23 protein-coding genes are annotated in these 25610 nt (G+C 73.3%); 7 read left to right on the top strand and 16 right to left on the bottom strand.

Going from position 1 to position 25610, the window contains the following annotated elements; genetic code table 11:
- Positions 1-275: 275 nt before the first annotated feature.
- Entirely contained in the window at positions 276-1013 is a 738-nt protein-coding gene (locus ACIQVI_RS18630) for a DUF4232 domain-containing protein (protein WP_403596767.1), read from the top strand.
- Positions 1014-1079: 66 nt separating this feature from the next.
- Here the strand turns inward: ACIQVI_RS18630 and ACIQVI_RS18625 are convergent, their stop codons facing one another.
- The 4 genes from ACIQVI_RS18625 to ACIQVI_RS18610 form a co-directional block, all read right to left on the bottom strand.
- Positions 1080-2171 carry a branched-chain amino acid aminotransferase gene (locus ACIQVI_RS18625; protein WP_351971969.1) on the bottom strand — a complete coding sequence of 364 codons (1092 nt, stop codon included), beginning with the start codon at positions 2169-2171 and terminating at the stop codon, positions 1080-1082.
- 263 nt (positions 2172-2434) lie between these two features.
- Positions 2435-3475 (bottom strand): 3-isopropylmalate dehydrogenase, encoded by a 1041-nt coding sequence (locus ACIQVI_RS18620; RefSeq protein ID WP_351971968.1) that lies wholly within the window; start codon positions 3473-3475, stop codon positions 2435-2437.
- Positions 3476-3579: 104 nt separating this feature from the next.
- Positions 3580-3711 carry a hypothetical protein gene (locus tag ACIQVI_RS18615; RefSeq protein WP_272922254.1) on the bottom strand — a complete coding sequence of 44 codons (132 nt, stop codon included), beginning with the start codon at positions 3709-3711 and terminating at the stop codon, positions 3580-3582.
- Positions 3712-3993: 282 nt separating this feature from the next.
- Positions 3994-4923, bottom strand: a complete 930-nt coding sequence (locus tag ACIQVI_RS18610; protein ID WP_403596762.1) for a LysR family transcriptional regulator — start codon at positions 4921-4923, stop codon at positions 3994-3996.
- A 259-nt stretch (positions 4924-5182) separates the two neighbouring features.
- Between ACIQVI_RS18610 and ACIQVI_RS18605 the strand changes: the two genes are divergently transcribed.
- The 3 genes from ACIQVI_RS18605 (at position 5183) to ACIQVI_RS18595 (ending at position 7329) form a co-directional block, all read left to right on the top strand.
- Positions 5183-6187 carry a zinc-binding dehydrogenase gene (locus ACIQVI_RS18605; protein ID WP_403596759.1) on the top strand — a complete coding sequence of 335 codons (1005 nt, stop codon included), beginning with the start codon at positions 5183-5185 and terminating at the stop codon, positions 6185-6187.
- Between the two features lie 66 nt (positions 6188-6253).
- Positions 6254-6595 carry a PadR family transcriptional regulator gene (locus tag ACIQVI_RS18600; RefSeq protein ID WP_351973126.1) on the top strand — a complete coding sequence of 114 codons (342 nt, stop codon included), beginning with the start codon at positions 6254-6256 and terminating at the stop codon, positions 6593-6595.
- The gene (locus ACIQVI_RS18595) at positions 6592-7329 is read left to right on the top strand and encodes a hypothetical protein (RefSeq protein WP_403596754.1); all 738 of its coding nucleotides are present in this window, start codon (positions 6592-6594) and stop codon (positions 7327-7329) included. Before ACIQVI_RS18600 ends, ACIQVI_RS18595 begins: the two co-directional genes overlap by 4 nt.
- A gap of 31 nt (positions 7330-7360) precedes the next feature.
- Here ACIQVI_RS18595 and ACIQVI_RS18590 read toward each other — a convergent pair whose 3' ends face one another.
- On the bottom strand, positions 7361-7897 hold the full coding sequence (locus tag ACIQVI_RS18590; RefSeq protein WP_403596751.1) for a GNAT family N-acetyltransferase: 537 nt from the start codon (positions 7895-7897) through the stop codon (positions 7361-7363).
- 116 nt (positions 7898-8013) lie between these two features.
- Between ACIQVI_RS18590 and ACIQVI_RS18585 the strand changes: the two genes are divergently transcribed.
- On the top strand, positions 8014-8967 hold the full coding sequence (locus ACIQVI_RS18585; protein ID WP_403596748.1) for an alpha/beta fold hydrolase: 954 nt from the start codon (positions 8014-8016) through the stop codon (positions 8965-8967).
- Here the strand turns inward: ACIQVI_RS18585 and ACIQVI_RS18580 are convergent.
- The 3 genes from ACIQVI_RS18580 to ACIQVI_RS18570 all read right to left on the bottom strand — a co-directional run bounded on the left by ACIQVI_RS18580 (position 8854) and on the right by ACIQVI_RS18570 (position 10782).
- Positions 8854-9354: an NUDIX hydrolase gene (locus ACIQVI_RS18580; RefSeq protein ID WP_403596745.1), complete on the bottom strand. Its 501-nt coding sequence runs from the start codon at positions 9352-9354 to the stop codon at positions 8854-8856. The two genes, ACIQVI_RS18585 and ACIQVI_RS18580, sit on opposite strands and share 114 nt — an antisense overlap.
- Positions 9355-9448: 94 nt before the next feature.
- Entirely contained in the window at positions 9449-10630 is a 1182-nt protein-coding gene (locus ACIQVI_RS18575) for a methyltransferase domain-containing protein (RefSeq protein ID WP_403596742.1), read from the bottom strand.
- Positions 10631-10638: 8 nt separating this feature from the next.
- Positions 10639-10782, bottom strand: coding sequence for a hypothetical protein (locus tag ACIQVI_RS18570; RefSeq protein WP_403596739.1), 144 nt, complete (start codon positions 10780-10782; stop codon positions 10639-10641).
- Between the two features lie 727 nt (positions 10783-11509).
- Here ACIQVI_RS18570 and ACIQVI_RS18565 point away from each other — a divergent pair.
- Positions 11510-12241, top strand: coding sequence for an XRE family transcriptional regulator (locus tag ACIQVI_RS18565; RefSeq protein WP_403596736.1), 732 nt, complete (start codon positions 11510-11512; stop codon positions 12239-12241).
- A 143-nt stretch (positions 12242-12384) separates the two neighbouring features.
- Here ACIQVI_RS18565 and pruA read toward each other — a convergent pair whose 3' ends face one another.
- On the bottom strand, positions 12385-14016 hold the full coding sequence (gene pruA, locus ACIQVI_RS18560) for an L-glutamate gamma-semialdehyde dehydrogenase (protein WP_403596733.1): 1632 nt from the start codon (positions 14014-14016) through the stop codon (positions 12385-12387).
- 34 nt (positions 14017-14050) lie between these two features.
- A complete protein-coding gene (locus ACIQVI_RS18555; RefSeq protein WP_351973131.1) occupies positions 14051-14977 on the bottom strand; it encodes a proline dehydrogenase family protein in 927 nt (308 codons plus the stop codon).
- A 190-nt stretch (positions 14978-15167) separates the two neighbouring features.
- Here ACIQVI_RS18555 and ACIQVI_RS18550 point away from each other — a divergent pair, with 190 nt between their 5' ends.
- Positions 15168-16280 carry a PucR family transcriptional regulator gene (locus ACIQVI_RS18550; protein ID WP_403596729.1) on the top strand — a complete coding sequence of 371 codons (1113 nt, stop codon included), beginning with the start codon at positions 15168-15170 and terminating at the stop codon, positions 16278-16280.
- A 16-nt stretch (positions 16281-16296) separates the two neighbouring features.
- Here ACIQVI_RS18550 and ACIQVI_RS18545 read toward each other — a convergent pair whose 3' ends face one another.
- The 6 genes from ACIQVI_RS18545 to ACIQVI_RS18520 are packed head-to-tail and all read right to left on the bottom strand — an operon-like array spanning position 16297 to position 25584.
- Positions 16297-17337, bottom strand: coding sequence for an aldo/keto reductase (locus tag ACIQVI_RS18545; RefSeq protein ID WP_403596726.1), 1041 nt, complete (start codon positions 17335-17337; stop codon positions 16297-16299).
- Complete coding sequence (locus ACIQVI_RS18540; protein ID WP_403596723.1) at positions 17334-21401, bottom strand: ABC transporter transmembrane domain-containing protein; 4068 nt, start codon at positions 21399-21401, stop codon at positions 17334-17336. Before ACIQVI_RS18540 ends, ACIQVI_RS18545 begins: the two co-directional genes overlap by 4 nt.
- On the bottom strand, positions 21398-22795 hold the full coding sequence (locus ACIQVI_RS18535; protein WP_403596719.1) for an LLM class flavin-dependent oxidoreductase: 1398 nt from the start codon (positions 22793-22795) through the stop codon (positions 21398-21400). Before ACIQVI_RS18535 ends, ACIQVI_RS18540 begins: the two co-directional genes overlap by 4 nt.
- A complete protein-coding gene (locus tag ACIQVI_RS18530) occupies positions 22779-23621 on the bottom strand; it encodes an ABC transporter ATP-binding protein (RefSeq protein WP_403596716.1) in 843 nt (280 codons plus the stop codon). Before ACIQVI_RS18530 ends, ACIQVI_RS18535 begins: the two co-directional genes overlap by 17 nt.
- Positions 23597-24514 carry an ABC transporter permease gene (locus tag ACIQVI_RS18525; RefSeq protein ID WP_351969320.1) on the bottom strand — a complete coding sequence of 306 codons (918 nt, stop codon included), beginning with the start codon at positions 24512-24514 and terminating at the stop codon, positions 23597-23599. The genes ACIQVI_RS18530 and ACIQVI_RS18525 overlap by 25 nt, the downstream gene beginning before the upstream one ends.
- Positions 24511-25584 (bottom strand): ABC transporter substrate-binding protein, encoded by a 1074-nt coding sequence (locus ACIQVI_RS18520; RefSeq protein WP_403596713.1) that lies wholly within the window; start codon positions 25582-25584, stop codon positions 24511-24513. Before ACIQVI_RS18520 ends, ACIQVI_RS18525 begins: the two co-directional genes overlap by 4 nt.
- Positions 25585-25610 lie beyond the last annotated feature (26 nt).

The raw sequence follows: 25610 nt of genomic DNA, 5'->3' as shown, positions 1-25610 counted from the left end.
CCCGGACACCTCCTTTTTGAGCGCCACTCTAAATGCTGATGAGGACGCTTCCAAGGATTGGAGTGCGATACGGACACAGGTCACATTGAGTGCTGCTCTAAAAGGTGTCCCGGCCGGACTCGGGCCGCACCTCATCACGGCATGGGCGCCGGTTCGTACGAAGGCTGTAACAGACCCGGGACGCGGGTGAGCGGGCCCCGCCGCGCGGCAACAATGACGGTGTCGCATGTGCGGTGGACCGGCTCCGGGCCGGTCACGGGGGAAGAGGGAACGGCATGAACTCGAAGAAGACCAGGGGCGGTTCACCGCGTCGGAGCCTGCGCGGCGCCGTCCTGGGCATGGCCGTGGTCGCGGCCCTGCTGACGACCACCGCCTGCCAGGGCGACGATCCGGCCGCCGCGTCGCCGACCTCCGCCGCGCCCTCGGGCTCCGCGTCGTCGGGCGGGGGCGCGCCGGAGACCACCACGCCCACGGGCGACTCGGGGACGGGCAGCAGCGGGCCGACGGCCACCGGGACCGGGGACAGCGGCGAGACCGGCGGCGGCAACGGGACGGAGTACCCGGACTGCGAGGCGGACGGGCTCGGCACCGCGGTCGAGCTTCAGGACGCGGCCGGGGAGACCCCCCGCCACTTCCTGCTGACCGTCACCAACAGGGCGAAGACGCCGTGCGTCCTCAACGACGCGCCGCAGGTGCGGCTGAAGGCGGGCAACACCGCCCCGATCGTCGAGCCGCTCGGGGAGCCGGACACCGAGCCCGTCGTCGTCGAGGGCGGCGGGAAGGCCTACGCCGGCCTGTACGTCTTCGGGAACGACGAGGGGGGCGAGGCGGAGTACGACCAGTCCGACCGCTTCACCGCGACCCTGGTCGCCGGTGAGGGCACCGAGCTGAGCGGCACGCTCGTCTTCGACCTGCCCGACGGCCTCGGCACGGTCTCCGTCGACGACGCGGCGCGGGTGAACGGCTGGGCCGGCACCGAGGGGCTCGCGATGCGCCCGATCAACCAGCTCTGAGGGGCGGGGAACGGACCGGGGCCGGCGCCCGCTCGTGGAGCGGCGCCGGCCCCGGGCCGTACGGGGTCACTGGCCCAGTGCGTGCATCCAGCCGTGGGTGTCCTCGGACTTGCCGGTCTGGACGGCGAGGAGCGCCTCGCGGAGCTTCATCGTGACCGCGCCGGGCTCGCCGCCCGACTGGGTCCACTCGCCCCGCGCGGACTTGACCCTGCCGACCGGGGTGATGACGGCGGCGGTGCCGCAGGCGAAGACCTCAGTCAGGGTGCCGTTCTCGCTGTCGGCCTGCCACTGGTCGATGGAGACGCGGCCCTCCTCGGCCTCCAGGCCCAGGTCGGCGGCCAGCTTGAGCAGCGAGTCGCGGGTGATGCCGGCGAGGAGCGAGCCGGTGAGGGTGGGGGTGATCAGCTTGTTTCCGTACACGAAGTACAGGTTCATGCCGCCGAGCTCCTCGACCCACTTGTGCTCGACGGCGTCGAGGTAGGCGACCTGGTCGCAGCCCTTGGCGGCCGCCTCGGCCTGCGCGAGCAGGGAGGCCGCGTAGTTGCCGCCGGTCTTGGCGTCGCCGACGCCGCCGGGGACGGCGCGGACGCGGTCCTCGGAGAGCCAGATGGAGACGGGCTTCACGCCGCCGGGGAAGTACGGGCCGGCCGGGGAGGCGATGACGACGAAGAGGTACTCGTTGGCGGGGCGGACGCCCAGGCCGACCTCGGTCGCGATCATGAACGGGCGCAGGTAGAGCGAGGCCTCGCCGCCGTGCTCCGGGACCCACGCCTTGTCGTGGCGGACGAGGACGTCACAGGCCTCGACGAAGGTCTCGACGGGCAGCTCGGGCATGGCCAGGCGGCGGGCGGAGGCCTGGAAGCGGCGGGCGTTGGCGTCGGGACGGAAGCTGGCGACCGAGCCGTCGGGACGGCGGTAGGCCTTCAGGCCCTCGAAGATCTCCTGCGCGTAGTGCAGGACGTTGGTGGCCGGGTCGAGCGCGAGCGGGCCGTACGGGACGAGCTGGGCGTCGTGCCAGCCGCGGCCGTCGGTCCACCGGATGGTGACCATGTGGTCGGTGAAGTGGCGGCCGAATCCGGGGTTGGCCAGGATCGCCTCGCGCTCCGCGTCGGACAGCGGGCTGGAGGAGGGCTTGAGCTCGATCGTGGGCGTCGTCATGAGTGCGTGTCCTTCACCGGTCGTGGGGAGAGGACCGCGCGCGTACGCCACTGTCGGAGACGGCTCGTCCCTGACGGAGTGGACGTCCGACGATGCCCGCATACGGCGGTCCCGCGTTCGATTATCGCGCGCGGGGGCCGGTGCGTGAAACAGGCGGGCGCGGTCCGGGGTTCTTTCGGGGTACGCACCCCGCGGCCGCGCAGAGGACAGCCGCCGGGCGCGGTGCGACCCGGCGGCTGATGTCGTGTGTCAGTCGGCGCGGGTCAGCTCGCTACTCGCGCGGCGAGCGCGTCGCCGATCTCGTCCGTGGTGCGGACGCGGTCGCCGCGCTCGGTGAGGTCGGCGGCGACGGCCTCCTCGACGCGGACGGCCTCGGCCTCGTACCCGAGGTGGCGCAGGAGGAGGGCGACGGAGAGGACGGTGGCCGTGGGGTCGGCCTTGCCCTGGCCCGCGATGTCGGGCGCGGAGCCGTGGACCGGCTCGAACATCGACGGGAAGTCGCCGCTGGGGTTGATGTTGCCCGAGGCGGCGACGCCGATGCCGCCGGAGACGGCCGCGGCGAGGTCGGTGATGATGTCGCCGAAGAGGTTGTCGGTGACGATCACGTCGAAGCGGGCCGGGTCGGTGACGAGGAAGATCGTCGCGGCGTCGACGTGCAGGTAGTCGGTGGTGACCTCGGGGAACTCGGCGGCGACCTTGTGGAAGGTGTCCGTCCAGAGGTGGCCGGCGAAGGTCAGCACGTTGTTCTTGTGGACCAGCGTGAGCTTCTTGCGCGGGCGGGCCTGGGCGCGGGCGAAGGCGTCCCGGACCACGCGCTCGACGCCGAAGGCGGTGTTGACCGACACCTCGGTGGCGACCTCGTGCGGGGTGCCCTTGCGGATGGTGCCGCCGTTGCCGGTGTACGGGCCCTCGGTGCCCTCGCGGACCACGACGAAGTCGATCTCGGGCTGGCCGGCGAGCGGGGTCGCCACGCCGGGGAGCAGCTTCGAGGGACGCAGGTTGACGTGGTGGTCGAAGGCGAAGCGGAGCTTCAGGAGGAAGCCGCGCTCCAGGACGCCGGAGGGCACCGACGGGTCGCCGATGGCGCCCAGCAGGATGGCGTCGTGCTTCTTGAGGGAGTCCAGGTCGGCGTCGGTGAGAGTCTCACCGGTGGCGTGGTAGCGCTGGGCGCCGAAGTCGTACTCCTCGGTCTCCAGCTTCACGTCCTGGGGAAGGACGGCCGAGAGGACCTTGAGGCCCTGGGCCACGACCTCCTGGCCGATGCCGTCGCCGGGGATGACTGCGAGATCGATGCTGTGAGACATGTCGGCACCCTACTGGTCGTCCCATCGTCTGACACGCGACGTCCATCATGTGGACGAACGTCCGAGGGGCGTCCTGGGGGGCGCGGCCTTCGGGACGGGGCGGATCAGTGGCCGGTGGAGCCGCCGTTGTCACGGCGGTCGAGGGCGCGCTGGAGGGCGGCGGCGGCGTTCTGGCGGGCCTCGTCGGCGGGACGGGCGGCGGAGTGGCGGACGCGGCGGGCGGTCTGAGCGGCCATGGGGATCGACTCCTTGAGATCAGTGGTGATCCGGCGTGCGGAGGGGAGCGACGCGCGGGGACCGGGAACGGTCGGCGACGTGCGGGGACCAGTGGTGATCGAAGGCGCCGGAAGGGGCGGGGAGCGCCGCCGCAGGGGTTGCCTGCACGGGGCGTCGCGCTCTCGGCCGCCATTCGCTGATGAAGCGAGACGTTCGGCTCCTACAAAGCTAGGGCAGGACACCGCGTCTGTCTCCACAATTACTCGGACTTCCTACTATCTGAGACGGCGGGGCACCGAGGGTCACCCCGCGACGGCCCGCAGCTCGCGGATCAGGGCCCGTACGGCGGGGGAAGAGGCCAGCTCGGGGGTGGTGACGTAGCCCACCGAACGCGTCGGGCGCTCCGGTCCGAGATCGGTGATCCGCACCGAGGGCGGTGCTCCGACGAGGGAGAGCTCCGGCATCACGGCCATCCCGAAACCGGTGCTCACCATCGAGAGCACCGCTCCGTCGTCCTCGGCCTCCACGGTCGCGGGCGGCAGCCACTCCTGCCCGGCCCACCACTCCCGGGTGTACGAGGTGCAGTTCTCCGTCCAGTCGATCAGCGGGAGCGTGCGCGGCGCCGGGTGCCCGGCCGGGTGCACCAGGGCGTACCCCTCCTCCAGGAGGACGCCGCCGACCAGCTCCGGCGGGACCGGCGAGGTGGTGCCGAGCGTGGCGATGCCGAGGTCGGCCCGCCCGTCGAGGACCTCGCCGGCCGTGCCGCGCCCCACCTCCCGCACGATCCGCACCTCGGGCACGATGCCGGGGTGCCGCTCCGCGAGCCGTCCCAGGGCGCGGGGCAGCAGGTGCAGGGCGGCGCTGCGGAAGGCGGCGATCCGCAGCGGTCCGGCGGGCGCGTCGGCGTTCGTGGCGCGGACCTCGGCGGCCATCACCTCCAGGAGCCGCAGCACCCGCCGGGCGTACCCGAGGGCCCGCTCCCCGGCGGGGGTCGGGGTGGCGCCGGTCCGGCCGCGCTCGAAGAGGACGGCGCCCAGCTTGCGTTCGCTGCCGCGCACCGAGTGCGAGACGGCGGACTGGGTCATGCCGAGGGCGACGGCGGCGGCCGAGAAGCCGCGCTCGCGCCCGACGGCGACGAGGACGCGGAGCTCGCGCGGGGCGAGATCGCGGACCTCGGGCCCCGGGCCGGTCGCGTCGCGGCCACCACCGTTCCCGTATGCGTACCCGGTCACGCGGACCACCCACCCCTCGCTCGCGCGGAACCACCGGACGCCCCGGACTCACGGGACTCCCCGGACGCCCGGGACTCCCCGGACTCCCCGGACGCCCGGGACTTCCGGGACTTCCGGGGCGGCGGGCCGGAGCCGCCGGGCGGCACATCCGCTCCCACCAGCCCCGCCACCCTCCCCATGAGCAACTTTCATGGATGCCCCCGGAGCCATCGACGCTACCCCCTGCCCGGGCCGCCGGCCGCCTCCTACGGTCGGCGGCATGACGAACGACTCCCTGATCACCGTCCGGCAGACCGCCCGGCCCGCCGGTTTCCCCACCCCCGACCTGTTCTCCTTCACGGAGGAACCGCTGCCGGCGCCCGGGCCGGGCACCGCGCTCATCGAGAACCTCCAGCTGTCGGTCGACCCGTACCACCGCGAGGCGATGGACACGGACGAGCTGTGGACGCTGGGCTCGCCGATGGAGGGCCGGGCCCTGGGCCGGGTGCTCGACTCGCGCGACCCGGCACTGCGCCCGGGCGACCTCGTCCTGCACCGCAAGGGCTGGCGCACCCACGCCCTGGTCGCGCCGGACGAGGCGCGCCGGGTCCCGGACCTCGGCCCCGGCGTCCCGCTCGCCGCGCACCTGAGCCTGCTCGGCGGTACGGGCCTGTCGGCCTACGTGGGCCTGACCCGGATCGCGCGGCTCCAGCCGGGCGAGGACCTGTTCGTCTCGGCGGCGGCCGGCGGGGTGGGCACGGCGGCGGGACGGCTCGCCCGGCTGCTCGGCGCGGGGCGCCTGGTGGGCAGCGCGGGTTCGGCGCGCAAGGTGGCGTACCTGACGGAGGAGGTCGGTTTCGACGCGGCCTTCGACTACCACGACGGGCCGGTGGCCGAGCTGCTCGCGAAGGCCGCGCCCGACGGCCTCGACGCGGTCCTCGACGGGGTGGGCGGCGAGCACTTGGAGGCCGCGATCGGCGCGCTGCGCGAGTACGGCCGGATCGCCTGGGTGGGCGCCGTGGGCCAGTACCACTCCCTCTCGGCTCCCCCGCCGGCCCCGCGCAACCTCTTCGACCTGGTCGGGAAGAGCATCCGGCTCGAAGGGTTCCTGGTGCGGAACCACGCGGACGCCCTGGAGGAGCTGTACGACCTCGCGGTCCCCCGGCTGCGCGACGGCTCGCTGCCGCTGGACGTGACGGTGACGGAGGGCTTCGGGCACGTCGTGGACGCGTTCCTGGGGATGCTGCGGGGCGAGAACCTGGGGAAGGCGCTCGTCGCGGTCTGACTCGGCGTCTGACTCGGCGCACCCACCTAGATTGCTTTCCTACCTAGGTAGTGATGTGATGTGCGCATGGCCGCAGACCGCAGATCCAGCTGGCTCAAGGGCGTCCTCGACCTGCTCGTCCTCTCCTGCCTGACCGACGGCGAGAGCTACGGGTACGAGATCGCGAAGGCGCTCGCCGGGGCGGGCCTGGGCGAGATCAAGGGCGGGACGCTCTATCCCGTACTGAACCGCCTGGAGGAGGCCGGTCTGGTCGAGGCCGAGTTCCGCGCCGCCGAGCGCGGACCGGGCCGCCGCTACTACCGGCTCACCGACCCGGGCCGGACGCACCTGGCGGCCGAGGGCGCGGCCTGGACGGAGTTCCACCGGGCCGTACGGACGCAACTGCACGCAGGGGGAACGGCACCATGACCACCGACGCCTACTTCGAGGAGCTGACGGGCGCGCTGCGCGCGGCGGGCGTGACCGAGGAGCAGACCGGCCGGACCGTCGCCGAGCTGCGCGGGCACCTCGCGGAGACGGGGACCTCGCCGGAGGAGGAGTTCGGGCCCGCCGCGCGGTTCGCGGCCCGGCTCGGCGGGCTCGCCCCGGCTCCCGGGGAACCGGACGGGGCGGCGGAGCGCTGGACGTGGACCGCGGACCTCTTCAACGACCGCCGGATGCTGGCCGTCCACGGGGACCAGGGCTGGGAGGTGGAGTCCCTGGACGCGCTCGGCCGCTTCGTCTGCCGCCGGACGCCGGGGGCCGCGCTCGCCTGGGAGTACCGCCGCGAGGTGATCACGGACCGCCGCCGCGCCCGGGTCCTGGAGGAGCTGGAACCGGAGGGCTGGGAGCTCTGCGGCGAGTGGCTGGCGTACGGCTACTTCAAGCGCCCGAAGGCGGCGACCGCGGGTCCGGCGGGGGCCCTGACCTCCGTCCCGGCGACGCCCGGGAAGTGGCTCTTCCTGAGCCGGCGGGGCAAGGCGCTGCTCGCCGCCTGGACGGTCCTGGTGGCCGCGGCGGTGTCGGGCGCCTACTTCGCCCTCGACCTGCCGGGGTACTCGGCGCTCCTCATGGGCCTCGGCTGCGCGGCTGCGGGGGCGCTCACGGCGAAGCTGGAGACGGACCGGGCCCGCGTGGCGGCAGCGGCGGCCCGCAGGAGCTGAGCGCCCCACCCGGACCGCACGTCCCGCCGCGTCACGTCACGTCGCCGTCCCGCCAGTCGAAGACCAGCGGGGCGGCGGGGTCCGGCAGGGGGCGTCCGCCGGCCGGGCGCAGGAAGACGCCGCCCTCCTCCTCGGGGAGGTGGACGATCCCGCCGGGCGTGAAGGCCTCGACGCGGCCCTCCCAGACCCGCCAGCCGCGCCCCCGGTAGAGCGCGGCGCCCGCGTCGGAGGCGGCGAGCGCCCCGAAGGCGTACGCCCCGTTGATCACCCGCTCCAGCTCGGCCATGACCTCGCCGCCGAGTCCCCGGCGGCGCAGGTCGGCCCGGACGCCGACGCCCTCCACGTACCCGACGCGGTGCGAGCGGCCGCCGTGGAGCAGGCGGCGCATGACGACGGCGCCGTGGGCGGCGATCCCCCGCTCGTCCTCGATCCAGGCGTGGAGGCCGCCGAGCGTGTGGTCCCAGTCCTCGTCGTCGAAGTTCCCCTCGAAGGCGAGGTCGAGCATCTCGCGTACGGAGCGGAGCCGGGCGGCTCCGACGTCATGGGTGGGCGCGGTCCTCACGGTCATGGCGTCACCCTCCCACACTCACCTAACTATCAAAAATGAATTGACAGGTTAATCCCACCGTGCTGGAATCCCCACATCGACACCTAACCATCAATAGATAACTAAGGGGTTAGATGATGTCCGTGCTGCCGACCCACCACCGCGCCGTCACCGTCCGGGGCCACGAGATCGCCTACCGGGAGGCGGGCCCGGCCGACGCCCCCGCCCTGCTCCTGCTGCACGGCTTCCCCACCAGCTCGCACATGTTCCGCGACCTGATCCCGCTCCTCGCCGACCGGTACCGCCTGGTCGCGCCCGACCACCTCGGCTTCGGCCGCAGCGCCGCGCCCTCCGCCGACGAGTTCGCCTACACCTTCGCCGAACTGGCCGCGCTCACCGCCGAGTTCACCGAGGCCGTCGGCCTGGACCGGTTCGCGCTCTACGTCCAGGACTACGGCGCCCCCATCGGCCTCCGGCTCGCCCTCGCCCACCCCGAACGCGTCACCGCGATCGTCACCCAGAACGGCAACGCCTACGAGGAGGGCCTCGGCGCCGAGGCCTGGGCCCCGGTCCTCGCCCTGATCGCGGAGCGCACCCCCGCGACCGAGGAGCCGGTCCGCGCCATCCGCTCCCTCACCGGCATCCGGTGGCAGTACGAAACGGGCGTCCCCGCCGAGTACCGCGACCTCCTCAGCCCCGACGCCTGGCACCACGACGCCGCCCTGATGGCCCGCGAGGGCCAGGACGGCATCCAGCTCGACCTCATCGCGGACTACGGCTCCAACTTCGCCCTGTACCCCGCCTTCCAGGAGTACTTCCGCACCTCCCGGGTCCCCCTCCTCGCCGTCTGGGGCGAGGGCGACCAAGTCTTCGTCCCGGCGGGCGCCGAGGCCTTCCGCCACGACCTCCCGGACGCCGAGATCCACCTCCTGCCGACCGGCCACTTCGCCCTGGAGACCCACGCACCGCGAATCGCCTCATTGATCGACGACTTCCTGACCCGGCGGGTGCGCCGAACCCGAATCCGAACGGCTTCGGCCGGCGCCTTCGTCCTGCTCAAGGATGCGGAGCGCGTCGGCCGCCGCCGGTGACAGCGCGGTGTCGTCCCGCAGGTCCGCCAGGGGGATCCACGCCACCGCGTCGGTGGAGCCGTCGACCTCGGTCACCGCCGACGCCCCGCCCTCGAGGGCCACGAGGTAGAACAACGCCGTGAGGCTCCAGCTCACTCCATTCCGCCGGGCCGCGTAGGTCCGCGCGTCGATCAGTCGGGCATCGGCGAGGTCACGCCCGGTCTCTTCGCGGAGTTCACGGGACAGGGCCTCCACGGGCTGCTCGCCCGGGTCGATTCCACCGCCCGGCATGTGCCACAGCCCCGGCGCGAAGACCGGCGAGGCGTCCGACAGCCGCACCAGCAGCAGCCGCTCGTCCTCCACCACGATCGCGTACGCCGAAACACGAGTCCGTACGCGAGCGTTCACAGCCCTCGCCCCTCTCCCCAGGAAAGCCGACGGAAAGGAACCCTAGCCGCCACCGGGACGGACCGCGGGGCGTTCCTCCTCCACGTCCGGTCGGTCACCGGAGCCACTCCGCCCCGGGCACGGGGCACGACTCGTCGTCGAGCCACGCCACCGTGGAGCGGGGCCCGGCCGTCAGGCCGAACCGCTCGAATCCGGGTCGGCCACGATCGCTCCACCAGCGGTACGCGGCCTCGGTCTCGTCCCACAGGCGCCGGGGCCCGCTCTGGTGGACGACGAACTCGGTCTCACCTGGCTCGTGGTCGACCGACGCCCACGAGGTGCCGTCGAGGCCGTACGTCCACAGGGTGTACGCCCCGTCGTCGTACCGCTCGACCGACCACCAGGCGTCATGCACCTGGAGGCCGACGGCGAACTGCTCGATCCATCCGCCCACGGCGGACGGCGGGGTCGTCGTCGTGCTCCTGACCCCGTCGGCCGGCCATGCCCGCCCGCCCATGTACCGCTCATGGGCCGGGAACGTGGCGCGCTGCTGCCGGAGCCGCATGAACGCGGACGAGCGGGTGAAGCGCCCCCGCGCCGTCCCGTCCTCGTCGACCACCAGGCGCGCGATGGCCTCGCCGCCGTAGAGCGGTCCCCACGGGGCGACGATCACCCCGCCGGGCGCGGCCTGTTCGGCCCAGGCCGGGGGCAGGTCGCCGACCGAACAGGTGGCGATGATCCGGTCGTACGGCGCGCGGTCCGCGAATCCCTGTCGGCCGTCGCCGACGTGCACGAGCGGCTTGATCCCGAACTCGGCGAGGTTCCGCCGGGCGCCCTTGGCGACGTCCGGGTCGTACTCGACCGAGACGACGTTCGCCGCCCCCACGCGGTGGGCGAGGAGGGCCGCGTTCCACCCGGTGCCCGTCCCGATCTCCAGCACCCTGTGTCCGGCCTCGACGTCGAGGTCGTCGAGCATCGCGAACACCATGCTGGGCAGGCTGTTGCTGCTCGTCGGGGTCGTACCGAGGTCGTCGCCCCGGTGCTCGCCGTCGTCCCACTGCGTGGTGAGCGGCCGGTCGGAGTAGACCGCCGCGAGCCACGCGTGCGGGTCGGTCCGGCGGTCGACGAGGGCTTCCTGACGGGTGCCTTCGGGGATGCCGGGCCAGATCCGGTCCGGGACGAACATCGCCCGGGGGACGGCGCGGTACGTGGTCAGCCAGTCGGATCGCAGGGCGCCCGACGCGACGAGCGCGGAGGCGAGGCCCTGGGGGCCCGCCTCCTCCACGCGTGTGTTCACCTGTGCCTCTACTTCTTCGCGGGGCCGGAACCGTCGGAGGAGTTCCCGCCGCTCGTCTCCGAGCCGCCGCCTCCGTGCTGCCGACCGCTGCTGCTGTCGTCCTGCTGGCCGCCGCCGGATCCACTGCCCGTACCGCCACCGTGCTTCGGCATGTCACTCCTTCGTTGTCGGGTCGTGCTCGGAACGGCCGCCCATGAAACGGGGGCCGGCCCCCTCGCCCGGACTCGGACCGAGGCCTGCGGGGGGCCGCCCCGCCGAGCGCGGGGGTCGTCATCGGCGGGGCGGCTGACTATGGGGTGCGTAGCCACAGGGCGGCGTCGTACGCGCCCACGGCGACCGTGGTCAGGAAGACGGCGATACGGGTGCCGAGGACTCCGATGCGGTGCTGATGACCTGCACGGCACCACGAAGGGTGATGCTCGCGCGCTCCTCCGGGCTCGCCGTCCAGCAGTTCTCCGGAGTGGCGGTCCACTCGGCTCCTCCCGGGCGGGTGAGGGTGAGGAAAGACCGGCCGACCACGCGCACTCGCCCCACCAGGGCCCGTGTCCCGTCGACGACGACGTCGCCCTCCCGGTACCTCATGCCGGCCGCCGGACCGTCGGTTCCGCCGGGGTCTCGACGGTGGCGCGGTCATCGGCGAGCGAGTCGGCCCGGTCCCCGCATTCGGGGACGGGCGGGTGCATCGGTACAGGTGACAGGGCGAACATCGACGGCCTCTTTCTGACGGGTTCCTCCGGGATGCCCCCTCACCTTGGCATCCCCTGAAAGACGTATCCGCCCCCGAACCGGGGACGGTTGAGGCGTCCCCCACTAGGGTCGAATAAGGTCCAGAAGTCCGGGCAGAGGGGGTTGACAGTGAATGCGGGATTACGTTCGGCGATGAACATCGCCGGAGTGTCCATCAGTCAACTGGCGTACCGGGTGGGGGTATCCCCGAAGCAAGTGCAACGATGGCTTGCAGACGAGACGCTCACGCCACACGCGCGGAATCGCGAGGATGCCGCGCGGGCACTGGGGGTGGATGAGGACATGATCTGGCCGAAGACCGTGCAGGACCGCGTGAAGCTCGGCGGCGACCGGGAGATCCTCCGCACCTACCCCTACCGTTCGGCGTGCCCGTCCACGGTGTGGGCCGACCTCGCGGCCGGCGCCGAGCGCGAGCTGCTGTTCGCGGGGTACACGAACTACTTCCTCTGGACACAGATCCCCGCGTTCGGCGGCCTGCTCCGGCGCAAGGCGGAGTCCGGCTGCCGCGTGCGGTTCCTGCTCGGCGACCCCACGGGCGAAGTGACCCGGCAGCGCGAGACGATCGAGGACGTCCCCCTGTCGGTGTCCACGCGCATTCGGATCACGCTCGACGAACTGGCGAAGCTCGGCCCGGTCGAGGGCGTCGAGGCCCGGTTCAGCGCTGCCGAAGACGCGGTGAACCACGTCAGCCTGTCGGTTTTCCGGTTCGACGAACAGGCGCTCGTGACTCCTCACCTGGCCCGGCTCGTCGGCCACGACTCGCCGCTCCTGCACCTGCGACGACATGACGACGGTGGCATGTACGACCGGTTCGCGGAGCACGCCGAAGAGCTGTGGGGGCGGGGCGTGCCGGTGCACCCGTGAAGGCCTGACCCGTCCAGGGCCGACCGGGGAAACACGCCCCGGAATGGGAACCGCCCCCGACCTCGGTTGGGGGACCGAGGAAGGGGGCGGTGTCAGGGGCCTGCCCGCGGGGGGCAGGGGGCCGCTCGCGCGGCGGAGGGGGGTTAGCCCATGTGGGGGTAGCCGTACTCGGTCGGCGGGACCAGGGTCTCCTTGATGGCGCGGGTCAGCGTCCAGCGCATCAGGTTCTGGGGGGCGCCGGCCTTGTCGTCGGTGCCGGAGGCGCGGCCGCCGCCGAAGGGCTGCTGGCCGACGACGGCGCCGGTGGACTTGTCGTTGATGTAGAAGTTGCCCGCGGCGTAGCGGAGCTTCTCCATCGTGTACGCGGCGGCGGCGCGGTCGTTGGCGATGACCGAGCCGGTGAGCGCGTAGTCCGAGACCGACTCCATCTGGGTCAGCATCTCGTCGTACTTCTCGTCGTCGTAGACGTGGATCGCGAGGATCGGGCCGAAGTACTCGGTCGTGAAGACCTCGTTCTCCGGGTCGGTGCACTCGATGACGGTCGGGCGGACGAACCAGCCCACCGAGTCGTCGTAGGTGCCGCCCGCGACAATGGTGCACGCCGGGTCGGACTTGGCGCGGTCGATCGCCGCCTTGTTCTTGGCGAACGAGCGGTCGTCGATGACGGCGCCGATGAAGTTCGACAGGTCGGTGACGTCACCCATGGTGATGCCGTCGACCTCGGCCGCGAACTCCTCCTTGAAGCCGTCGTTCCAGATCGAGGCCGGGACGTAGGCGCGCGAGGACGCGGAACACTTCTGGCCCTGGTACTCGAAGGAGCCGCGGGTCAGGGCGGTCTTCAGGACGGCGCGGTCGGCGCTGGGGTGGGCGACGACGAAGTCCTTGCCGCCGGTCTCGCCGACGATCCGCGGGTACGAGCGGTAGTTCTCGATGTTGTTGCCGACCGTCTTCCACAGGTGCTGGAAGGTCTTGGTCGAGCCGGTGAAGTGGATGCCGGCCAGGTCGCGGTGGTTCAGGGCCACCTCGGAGACGGCGATGCCGTCGCCGGTCACCAGGTTGATGACGCCCTTGGGCAGGCCGGCCTCCTCCAGGAGCTCCATGAGGAGCACGGCGGCGTGGGTCTGCGTCGGGGACGGCTTCCAGACCACCACGTTGCCCATGAGGGCGGGGGCGGTGGGCAGGTTGCCCGCGATGGCCGTGAAGTTGAACGGCGTGATCGCGTAGACGAAGCCTTCGAGCGGGCGGTGGTCGAGGCGGTTCCAGACGCCCGGCGAGTTGGCCGGGGGCTGCTCGGCCAGGATCTGGCGGGCGTACGCCACGTTGAAGCGCCAGAAGTCGACGAGCTCGCACGGGGTGTCGATCTCGGCCTGCTGGGCGGTCTTCGACTGGCCGAGCATGGTGGACGCGGCCAGCGTCTCGCGCCACGGGCCGGCGAGCAGCTCGGCGGCGCGCAGGATGATCGCGGCGCGGTCGTCGAAGGACATCGCGCGCCAGGCCGGGGCGGCGGCCAGGGCGGCGTCGATCGCGTCCTGGGCGTCCTGCGTGGTGGCGCCCCGGAAGGTGCCGATGACGGCCCGGTGGTTGTGCGGCTGGACGACCTTGAACTCCTCGCCGCCGCCGAGGCGCTTCTCGCCGCCGATGGTCATCGGCAGCTCGCGCGGGTTCTCGGCCAGCTCCTTGAGCTTGAGCTCCAGACGGGCGCGCTCGGGGGAGCCGGGGGCGTAGCCGTGCACCGGCTCGTTGACGGGAGTGGGGACCTGGGTCACAGCGTCCATGAGTCTCGATACTCCTTCGGAGGGGTGGTGGGGCTCAGCCCTTGGTGAGGATGGAGCGGACGAAGAAGAGGAGGTTGGCCGGCTTCTCCGCCAGGCGGCGCATGAAGTAGCCGTACCAGTCGGTGCCGTACGCGGTGTACACGCGCATACGGTGCCCCTCGGCGGCGAGGCGGTTCTGCTCCTCGCCCCGGATGCCGTACAGCATCTGGAACTCGTACTCGTCCAGCTTGCGCCCGGCGCGGCGGGCCAGCTCCTGGCCGACGGAGATCAGGCGCGGGTCGTGGGACCCGATCATCGGGTAGCCCTTGCCCTCCATCAGGATCTTCATGATCCGGACGTACGCCTTGTCGATCTCGGGCTTCTCCTGGATCGCGACGGAGGCGGGCTCCTTGTAGGCGCCCTTGACGATCCGGACGCGGGAGCCGTTCGCGGCGAGGCGGCGGGCGTCGTCCTCGGTGCGGAAGAGGTACGCCTGGATGACGCAGCCGGTCTGCGGGAAGTCCTTCCGCAGCTCCTCGTGGATGGCGAACATCGAGTCGAGGGTGGTGTGGTCCTCGGCGTCCAGGGTGACGGTGGTGCCGATCTCGGCGGCGGCCTCGACGACCGGCCGGACGTTGGCCAGGGCCAGCTCGTGGCCGTCGTCGAGCGACTGGCCGAACATGGAGAGCTTGACGGACATCTCGGCGCGCTCGCCGAGGCCCAGCTCCTTGAGGCGGCCGATCAGCTCCAGGTAGGCGTCCCGGGCGGCGTGCGACTGCTCGACGGTGGTGATGTCCTCACCGACGACGTCGAGGGTGACCTCCAGGCCGCGCTCGCTCAGCTCCCGCACGATCGGGACGACGTCGTCCACCGTCTCGCCGGCGATGAAGCGTGCCACGACCTGCTTGGTCCCGGGCGCGGCCGACACGAAACGGCGCATCTTGTCGCTGCGCGACGCGGCGAGGATCACGGGACCCAGCACGGGGCACCTCCAGAGGGCAAGGGTAGAACGGGGCCGTACCCGGACGAAGACGCCGAAGCGAACGAACCGGAACAGCACGGATAACCACTGTGAAACCTACGAATCGCTCCGATCGTCCGCCACCTACAGCTGTCACGCATCCGTGGCCCGCCTCTCATACATCTGTCTGAGAGGGTGCGAGAATGGGGCGGTGAAGGGCGATTACCAAGACCTGGTGGACGAGATCTCCGCACTCCTCGGGGCCCCGGCGACGCTGGAGAACCGCGACTTCGGGCTGATCGCCTTCGGTGCCCACGACAGCGACGACGACACCGCGATGGACCCGGTCCGGACGCGGTCGATCCTGACCCGGGGGTCGACCCCGGCGGTCCGCGCCTGGTTCGAGGGCTTCGGCATCACCCGGGCGGAGGGCCCGGTCCGCATCCCCGCCTCGCCGGACGCGGGCGTCTTCCGGGACCGGATCTGCCTCCCCGTACGCCATCGGGGTGTCGTCCTCGGGTACGTGTGGCTGCTCGACGCCGAGCCGGGGCCCACGCCCGAGCGGCTGGCGGCGGCCATGGAGGTGGCCGCCCGGATCGGCGGGCTCCTCGCCGACGAGGAGCGGGCGGGCGCGGACCTCTCGCGCGAGTTCGCCGCGGCCCTGACCGCCGGGCGCGGCTGGCAGAACGACATGGCCGTCGCGGCGCTGCGGGCCGCCCTGGGGCCCAGCGCGGACGGGCTGCACGCCGTCGTCTGCGTGACCCCGTGGCAGGGGGACGCCCCCTCCGTACGGGCCGTCCCCGGCGCGGCGGCGGTCGCCGCGCTCCCGGACGCCGCCTCCCTCGCCCTCCTCGTACGGCTGCGCACGGCCGAGGACCTCTCCCCCGCCCGCTCGGCCGCCGGGCGGCTGCGCGGGGACGCCCCGGCCGGGATCGCCGTCCCCCGGCGGGGCCTCGCGGAGCTTCCGGCGGCCTGGCGGGAGGCGAGCACGGCGGCCCGCGCCGCGACGGCGCAGCCGAAGCTGGGCCCGGTCGCGGAGTGGGCGGGCATCGGCCCGTACCGGCTCCTGGCGGCGCTCTACCACCCCGAGGTCGACCCGGTCGTCGCCCCGCTGCTGGCCCCCGCCCACGCCGAGCTGGCCCGCACGGCCGAGGCGTACCTCGACCACGCGGGCCAGGCGGGGCGCACGGCGGCGGCCCTGGGCATCCACCGGCAGACCCTCTACTACCGGCTGTCCCGGGTGGAGCAGCTCACCGGCCTGGACCTGGACGACGGCGAGGACCGGCTGCTGCTCCACATGTCCCTGAAGTCGGCCCGGCTCTAGGCCTTCCCCGGAAGGATCAGGGGCGGGGGCGGCGGCGCAGTTCCGCGTCGGCGAGGGCCGGCGGCACGTAGCCGGCGTCGCGGGCGGAGAGGTTCGTGCCCGGCGGCACGATCTTGTCGATCCGGTCGAGGACGTCCCGGCTCAGCCGGATCCGGTCCGCGCCGAGCTGGGCCTCCAGCTGCTCGAAGGTCCGGGGCCCGATGATCGCCGAGGTGACGGCGGGGTGCTCCAGGACGAAGGCGAGGGCGAGCTGGACGAGGGTGAGTCCGGCCTCCTCGGCGAGCTGGGCCAGGGCCTCGGCGGCGTCGAGCTTGGCCGCGTTCTCGGGCGATCCGATGTCGAAGCGGACGGCCTGGCGGTCGCTCCGGCTGGACTGCGGCTGCTCCGCGCCCTTGCGGTAGCGGCCGGAGAGCCAGCCGCCGGCCAGCGGGCTCCAGGTGAGGACCCCGAGGCCGTACCGCTGGGCGACGGGCAGCACCTCGCGCTCGATCCCCCGGGCGAGCAGGGAGTACGGGGGCTGCTCGGCGACGACCCGCTCGCGGCCCCGGCGCTCGGCGGTCCACTGGCCCTCCACGATCGCGGAGGGCTCGAAGGTGGAGGTGCCGATGTAGCGGATCTTGCCCTGGCGCACGAGGTCGGTGAGGGCGCCGAGGGTCTCGTCGAAGTCGGTCTCCGGCTCGGGCCGGTGCACCTGGTAGAGGTCGATCCAGTCGGTGCCGAGGCGGCGCAGGCTGTTCTCGACCTCGCGGACGATCCAGCGGCGGCTGTTGCCGCGCTCGTTGGGGTCGTCGCCGAGGCCGCCGTGGAACTTGGTGGCCAGGACGACGTTCTCCCTGCGGCCCCCGGCGAGCGCCTTGCCGACGATCGTCTCCGACTCCCCGGCCGAGTAGACGTCGGCGGTGTCGACGAAGTTGATGCCGGAGTCCAGGGCCTTGTGGATGATGCGGACGGCGTCGGCGTGGTCGGTGTTGCCGCGGGCGCCGAACATCATGGTGCCCAGGCACAGCGGGCTCACCCGGACGCCGGTGCGGCCCAGCAGGCGGTGTTCGGTGGTCATCGCGCACTCCCTTGAACGAGTCGGTCGTGGTGCTCCGCCGCCGGAGGGGCGGACGGGGTGGTACGGGTCGTGGTCGTGGTGCCCTGCCGGTAGGCGTCCCAGAGGCGGCGGTACGGCCCCCGGCCCGCGAGGAGCTGGGCGTGGGTGCCGCTCTCGACGACGGTGCCCGCCTCCAGGACGACCACCCGGTCGGCGCGGGCGGCGGTGGTGAGCCGGTGCGCGACGACGAGGGTCGTACGGCGGCGGCTGAGCGCGTCGACGGCGGCGGCCACGCGCCGCTCGGTGGCCAGGTCGAGCGAGGCGGTCGCCTCGTCCAGGAGCAGCACGTCCGGGTCGATGAGTTCGGCGCGGGCGAGGGCCAGGAGCTGGCGCTGTCCGGCCGACAGGCCGTGCCCCCGCTCCCCCACCGGGGTCAGGTAGCCGGCGGGCAGGGCGGCCACCGTCTCGTGGGCGCCGACCGCACGGGCGGCGGCCTCCACCTCGGCGTCGGTGGCGTCCGGGCGCCCGTAGGCGATGGCGTCGCGGACGGTGGCGCCGAACAGGTGGGGCTCCTGCGGGACGATGCCGAGCCTGCGCCGGTAGCCGGTCGGGTCGAGGTCGCGCAGGTCGTGCCCGTCGACCCGGACCGTCCCGGCCACCGGGTCGTAGAAGCGGGCCAGGAGCTTGACGATCGTGGACTTGCCCGCGCCGGTGGTGCCGACGAGAGCGACCGTCTCGCCGGGGGCGACGCGCAGCCGGATCCCGTGGAGGACGTCCCGCTCCCGGCCGCCCGCGTAGTGGAACGACACGTCGTCGAACTCGACCTCGCCGCGCAGCGAGGTCACCGGGCGGGGCTCCGCCGCCCGGGGCGTGGCGACGGGCGTGCGCATCAGGGACCGCAGCCTGCTCATCCCGACGACCGCCTGCTGGTAGCCGTCGAAGACCTGGGAGAGCTGCTGGATGGGCGAGAAGAACAGCTCGACGTAGAGCAGGAAGGCGATCAGCGTCCCGGCGGTGAGTTCCCCGGAGCGCACCTGCCCGACGCCGACGGCCAGGACGGCGGCGGTGGACAGGGTGCCGAGGAACTCCACGAACGGGAAGAAGGTGCCCATGTAGCGCTGGGCGCGCAGCCGCGAGTCGCGGAACGACCAGGCGAGCGCGGCGAAGTGGTCGGCGTTGTGCCGCTCGCGCCGGAACGCCTGGGTGACGCGCAGCATCCCGACGTTCTCCTGGAGGCAGGCGTTGACCGTACTGATCCGCTCCCGGGCCTCCAGGTAGGCGGGGACCGAGTAGTGGCGGAACACGGCGGTCGCGCCGATCAGCAGCGGCAGCGCGGCCAGCAGCACCAGGGCGAGGCCGGCGTCGATCACCAGGAGGGCGGCCAGGACGCCGAAGACGGTGAGGAGGCTGACGACGGCGGTGATCAGACCGGTCTGGAGGAAGTTCGACAGGGCGTCCACGTCGGTGGTCATCCGGGTCATGATCCGGCCGCCGAGCTCCCCCTCGTAGTAGTCGAGGCCGAGCCGCTGCAACTGGGCGTAGGTCTTGATCCGCAGGGTGTAGAGGAGCCGTTCGCCGGTGCGTCCGGTGGTGCGGACCTGGGCGACGCCGACCAGCCAGTTCAGGCCGACGACCGCGGCGGCGGCCAGGGACGCGGCGAGGAGGACGCCCCGGGCCTGGTGCGCGACGCCGCCGTCCACGCCGTGGCGGACGAGGACGGGGACGGCGATCTGGGCGAGGGCGTCCACGGCGACGAGGAGCAGTCCGGCGAGCAGCGGGAGCCGGAAGGGCCGCAGGAGGGTGCCGAGGTGGAACGAGGGGTCGGCCGAGACGGCCTGGTCGAGCGGGACCTTCGGGTCGTCGGCGGGCAGCGGGAGCCGTTCCAGGGCGGCGAGGAGCTCGGGGGTGGGCGGGGCGGAGCCGAGGACCCCGCCGCCGGGTCCGGCGCGGCCGGGCCCCGAGGTGGCGGCGGCCTCGGCGAGCGCGTTGGCGGCCCGTACGGCCGTGTGCTCGTCGTGGGCGGGCCCGGAGTCCGCCGGGCGGCGCCACAGCTCCTCGGTGACGCCGGACGCGGGGGTCCCTTGTGCCTCCGCCCGTACGTCGGTGTCCTCGTCGGCGGCCAGGAGCGCGCGGAACAGGGCCGAGCGGGAGCGCAGTTCGTCCAGGGTGCCGGTGTCCACGACCCGGCCGCCGTCCATGACCGCGATCCGGTCCGCCAGCTCCAGGGTGGACTCCCGGTGGGCGACGAGGACGGTGGTGGAGCGGCGTCCGGACCCGGTCAGGGAGGCGTGGATCTCGGCCTCGGTCCGGGCGTCGATCGCGGAGGTGGCGTCGTCCAGGACCAGGACCTCGGGGTCGGCGAGCAGGGCGCGGGCGAGCGCGATCCGCTGGCGCTGGCCGCCGGAGAGCGTCAGGCCCTGCTCGCCGACGACCGTGTCGTAGCCGTCGGGGAGCCGGTCGACGAACGCGTCGGCGCGGGCGAGGCGGGCGGCGGCCCGCACCTCCTCGTCGCCCGCGTCCGGGCGCCCGTAGGCGATGTTGGCCCGTACGGTGTCGGAGAGCAGCAGGCTCTCCTCGAAGACGAAGCCGATGCGGGAGCGCAGGGCGGACAGGGGGAGGTCGCGGACGTCGTGCCCGCCGACCCGGACCGCGCCCGCCGCCGTGTCGTAGAAGCGGGGCAGGAGCGCGACGGCGGTGGACTTGCCGCAGCCCGCCGGGCCGATGAGCGCGAGCGTCTCGCCCGGACGCACGTCCAGGCTGAAGCCGTCGAGGAGGGGCGCGCCGTCGCCGTGGGCGAAGGTCACGTCGTCCCAGACGAGGGCCGGGGGGCCGGGGGGCGGCTCGACGGGGTCGGCGGGCTGTTCGGCGGGGTCGGTGGGCGGCTCGACGGGGCCGGTGGGCTGCTCGACGGGGGCGTCCGGCAGCTCGCGAGGGTCCGGCGGGTCCGTGGCCCCGGGCGCGTCCGTGACCCTGGGCGCGACCGTGGTCCCCGACGGGTCGGTGGCTTCCGGCGCGACCGTGACTCCCGGCGGGCCGGTGACTCCCGGCCGGTCCGTGACCCCCAGCGCGTCCGTGGTCCCCGGTGGGTCCGTGATCCCCGGCTTCTCGTCGATCACCTCGAAGACGCGCTCCGCGCCCGCCCTGGCCTGCTGCCAGACGGTGAGCAGGGTCGCCACCTGGCGGACCGGGGTGACGAAGGAGCCGAGGTAGGCGGTGAAGGCGAGGAAGGTGCCGAGCGAGACCCGGCCGTCGAGCGCCAGCCAGCCGCCGAGCGCGAGGACCGCGACCTGGCCGAGGGCGGGGACGGCCTGGAGGGCCGGATTGTAGCGGCTGGTGAAGGCGACGACCCGCAGCCGGGAGGAGAACAGGCCGCGCACGCGCCGCTCCAGGCCCGCCAGTTCGCGCTCCTCCTGGCCGAAGCCCTTGACGATCCGGACCCCGGTGACCGTGGCCTCGACGGCGGAGGCGACCTCGGCCGCCTCCTGCTGGGCGTGCCAGTTCGCGGGGAAGAGGGTGCGCCGGCCGCGCAGGGCGATCAGCCACAGGAGCGGGCCGACGACCAGGGCGACGACGGTCAGCAGCGGCGAGAGCCACGCCATGAAGACCAGCGAGACGCAGAACATCAGGGCGTTGCCGGTCATGTTGGGCAGGAACTGCAGCAGCGTCTGGATGAGGGTGATGTCGGAGATGGACCGGCTCACCACCTGGCCGGTGCGCAGGTCGTCCTGCTGGGCGCCGTCCAGGCGCAGCAGGGCCGCGAAGGCGTCGTTGCGCAGGTCGTACTGGACGCCGAGGGAGAGCCGTCCGGAGCAGTAGCGGCGGACGAAGCTCCCGGCGAAGCGGACGGCGCCGATGCCGGTGAGCAGCAGGATCCAGGGGGTGAGGGAGGCGGTCGCGGAGCCGGCGACGCCGTCCACGACGTGCCGGAGCAGGAGGGGCAGCGAGGCGGTGGCGACGGCGGCCACGGCGGCGGCGCCGAAGGCGAGCAGGAGGTCGGTGCGGCGGCGGAGCGCGTACCCGCCGAGGCGGCGGGCCCAGCCGGGCCGCGCCGCCTCGACGTCCTCGCGGGTGGGACAGTCGCTCACCGGGCCTCGACCAGCCCGGCCGCGTCGTGTCCCGCCGCGTCGTGTCCCGCCGCGTCGAAGAGGCGGTTGGCGGGCCGGGGCAGGCCGTAGTGGTCGCGCAGGGTGGTGCCGGTGTACTCGGTGCGGAACAGGCCGCGCTCCTGGAGGAGCGGCACCACGCGGTCGACGAAGGCCTCCAGGCCCGAGGGCAGGACGGCCGGCATGATGTTGAAGCCGTCGGCCGCGCCGCTGACGTACCAGTGCTCGATGGTGTCGGCGATCTGCTCGGGAGTGCCGGCGAACGTACGGTGTCCCCGGCCGCCGCCCAGGCGCCCGATGAGCTGCCGCACGGTGAGCCGCTCGCGCCGGGCCAGCTCCACGATCAGCGTGTAGCGGCTCTTGGCGCCCTCGATCTCGTCCTCGGTGGGGATGTCCTCGGGCAGCTCGGCGTCCAGGTCGAGGTCGTCGGGCGCGATCCGCAGCCGCTGGGCGAGCTGGCGCTTGGCGTACTCGGGCACGATGAGCCGGTCGAGTTCGGCGTCCAGCTCGCGGGCCTCCGCCTCGGTGTCGCCGATGACGGGGACGATGCCGGGGAGGATCTTGATGCCGTCGGGGTCCCGGCCGAAGGCGAGCGCCCGCCGCTTGACGTCCTTGTAGAAGGCGGTGCCCTCCTCCAGGGTCTGCTGGGCGGTGAAGACGGCCTCGGCGTAGCGGGCGGCGAAGTCCTTGCCGTCCTCGCTCGATCCGGCCTGGACGAGCAGGGGGTAGCCCTGCGGGGAGCGCTCGACGTTCAGCGGGCCGTCCACGCGGAAGAACTCGCCCCGGTGGCCGATGGGCCGGACCCGGTCGGCGCGGGCGTGGACCCCGGCCTCCTTGTCGGCCACCACCGCGTCGTCGGCCCAGCTGTCCCAGAGCTTGGTGGCCACGTCGACGAACTCGGCCGCGCGCCGGTAGCGCTCGCGGTGCAGCGGGGTGTCGTCCAGGCCGAAGTTGCGGGCGGCGTCGGCCCCGGCGGTGGTGACGATGTTCCAGCCGGCCCGCCCGTTGGACACGTGGTCCAGGGAGTTGAAGCGGCGGGCCAGGTTGAAGGGCTCGTTGTAGCTGGTGGAGGCGGTGGCGATGAGCCCGATGTGCGAGGTGACGGCGGCCAGGGCGGTGAGGAGCACGGTCGGCTCCAGCTTGCTGACGGGCCGGCGGCCGGGGTCGCCGTGCTGGACCGGGCTGTCCGCGAGGAAGACCGAGTCGAGTTTGCCGCGCTCCGCGATGCGGGCGAGGTTCTGGTAGTGCGCGATGCCGGTGCCGCCGTCGGCGGGGCTCTCGGGGAGGCGCCAGGCCGCCTCGTGGTGGCCGACCGACATCAGGAAGGCGTTGAGGTGGAGCGGCTTGCGGGCGGGGCGGTCAGACGTGGGCGGCATGGGGGCGGTCCTCCTGGCGGGGTGCGGTCTGGGGCGGGGCGGGAGCGCCGGGCGCGGAGTGCACGCCGAGCGCGGCGAGCAGGGCGTCGCGGTACTCCTGGAAGCGCGGGTCGCGCCGGTCGCGCGGGGTGGGGAGGTCGACGGCGAGGTCGACCGAGATGGCCCCCTCGTCGAGGACCAGGACGCGGTCCGCGAGCTCGACGGCCTCGTCGACGTCGTGGGTGACGAGGAGGACGGCGGGCCGGTGCCGCTCGTACAGCTCGCGGAGCAGGCCGTGCATCTTGATCCGGGTCAGCGCGTCGAGCGCGCCGAACGGCTCGTCGGCCAGGAGCAGTTCGGGATCCCGTACGAGCGCGCGGGCGAGCGCGGCCCGCTGCTGCTCGCCGCCGGACAGCTCGTGCGGCCAGGACCGCTCGCGTCCGGCGAGGCCGACCTCCGCGAGGGCGGTCAGGCCCCGGTCGCGGGCGCCGGGCCCGCGCAGGCCGAGGGTCACGTTGTCCAGGACCCGCAGCCAGGGCAGCAGCCGGGAGTCCTGGAAGGAGAGCGAGACCCGCTCGGGGACCAGCAGCTCCCCCGAGCCCTCGACGTCGTGGTCGAGTCCGGCGACGGCGCGCAGCAGGGTGGACTTGCCGGAGCCGCTGCGGCCGAGGAGGGCGGTGAACTCCCCCGCGCCCAGGGCGAGGTCGATCTCCTTGAGGACGATCCGGTCGCCGAAACGGCGGACCAGACGGCCGGCCCGTACGGCGGGGGCGGCGGGGTGCGGGTCGTGCGTCCCCGGGGCGGCGGGGCGCGGGTCCTTCGTCAGCCCGCCAGCGTGCGTCGCCACGACAGGGCCCTCCTCTCGACGGCGCGGACGAGGGCGTCGGAGGCGAACCCGAAGGTTCCGTAGGCCACCAGGCCGACGATGATCACGTCGGACTGGGCGTACTGCTGGGCCTGGAACATCATGTATCCGATGCCGCTGGTGGCGTTGACCTGCTCGACGACGATCAGGCCCAGCCAGGACGAGGTGACGCCGAGCCGCAGCCCCACGAAGAAGCCGGGCAGCGAGCCGGGCAGGACGACCTTGCGCAGGAACGTCCAGCGGCTCAGCTCCAGGACCTCCGCGAGCTCCACGTGACGGCTGTCGATGCTGGTCAGCGAGGCGTACGTGTTGATGTAGACGATCACGGCGACGCCGAGGGCGATGACGGTGACCTTCATCTGCTCGCCGATGCCGAGCCAGAGGATGAGCAGCGGCAGCATCGCGAGGGACGGGATGGCGCGCTTGATCTGGAGGGGCCCGTCGACCAGGTACTCGCCGGTGCGGCTGAGTCCGGCGGTCACGGCGAGCAGCACGCCCGCGCCGACCCCGAGGAGCAGTCCGGAGCCGGCCCGCCGGAGCGAGACGAGCACGTTGCCCTGGAGGCGTCCGTCGGAGATCAGCTCGACGGCCGTGGAGACGACCGCGCCGGGGCCGGAGAGGATGCGGGGGTCGAGGTAGCCGGCCGCGGAGGCGGCCCACCAGACGGCGACGAGGAGCACGGGGCCGAGGAGCCGGCCGAAGGGGACGGCCCTGCCGGGGCCGAGCCGCCGCCGCCGTCGGGCGCCGGAGCGGGGCGGGGCGGAGGCGTCCGGGGGCGGGGCGGCCGCCTTCCGGGGGGCGGGCGCCGCCTCCTCCGGCCGGACCAGGGTTCCCGTCGCCGCGGGAGTACGGACGCCGGTCAGCGCGTCGGTCATGATCCCTCCCGGTACTGGGCGGCCACGGCGCCGGACGCGAGGCCCTCGAAGCGCCGGTCGAACAGCGAGGCGGCGTCCACCTTCGGCACGAATCCGCCCTCGGCGAGCAGGTCGGCGGTCTCCTGCTCCCAGGCGATGGCCTTGTCCCAGGAGACGGGGAACCGCGGTTGGGCGAGGGAGGCGACGATGCGGCGCCCGTCGGCCTCCTTCACGCCCTGGTCCTTGACGTAGTAGGCGTCGATCCAGCGGTCGGTGTTCTCCCACGCCCACACCACGCCCTGCGCCCACAGGGGGACGAAGCTGCGGACGGCCGCGGCCTTCGCCGGGTCGTTCAGCACCTCGACGGGGGCCCAGAGGACGGTCAGCAGGTCGATGACGTCGGTGGGCACCCGGCGGGCGCCGTCCTCGGCGTACTGGGAGAGGTACTTGGTGAGCGTCGGCTCGCCGAGGGGCGCGACGTCGACCTGCTTGGACTGGAGCGCGGTGAGGAACTGGGTGCTCGGCAGCTCGACGAGGTCGACGTCGTCGTGGGCGATCCCGGCCTGCTTCAGGGCGCGCAGGACGACCACGCCCTGCGCCTGGCCCTGGGAGAAGGCGATCTTCCTGCCCCGGAAGTCCGCGACGCTCCCGATCGGGGCGCCGGGCGCGGTGGCGAACACGTACGAGGGCTGTCTGCGGACCTGTACGGCGACGATGCGGGACTCCACCCCGATGGCCTCGGCCTGGATCGGCGGAATTCCGGCATTGCTCGCCAGGTCGATGGAGCGCGCCCGGAATCCCTGGATGATGTCGGGTCCCGCGCTGAGATTGGGCCACTCGGAGACGGTGAAGGGGAGTTTCTTTCCGATGCCGGATTCGGCGAATTGAATGCGCGAACTGCGGACGGCGACGGTCAGCGAGGTCCCGGCGGGCGGCGGCCCGGTGGGCAGTTCCTTCAGCGGTGTGGAATGGGCCGCGTTGCTGGTCGGAGTCGCGCATCCGGCGGCGGCGAGGACGGCGCCGGACGCGAGGGCGAGGAACCCCCTGCGGGCGAGGACCGGGGACGGTGGCGGGTGCGGGAAGGAGGGCATGAGGGAGTCCTGTCGGGGTGTGCGGG

The organism is Streptomyces sp. NPDC098101 (assembly GCF_044760185.1).
Classification (GTDB): Bacteria; Actinomycetota; Actinomycetes; order Streptomycetales; family Streptomycetaceae; genus Streptomyces.
The sequence above is the reverse complement of the archived record's forward strand: the minus strand, read 5'-3'. Positions and strand labels throughout refer to the sequence as shown.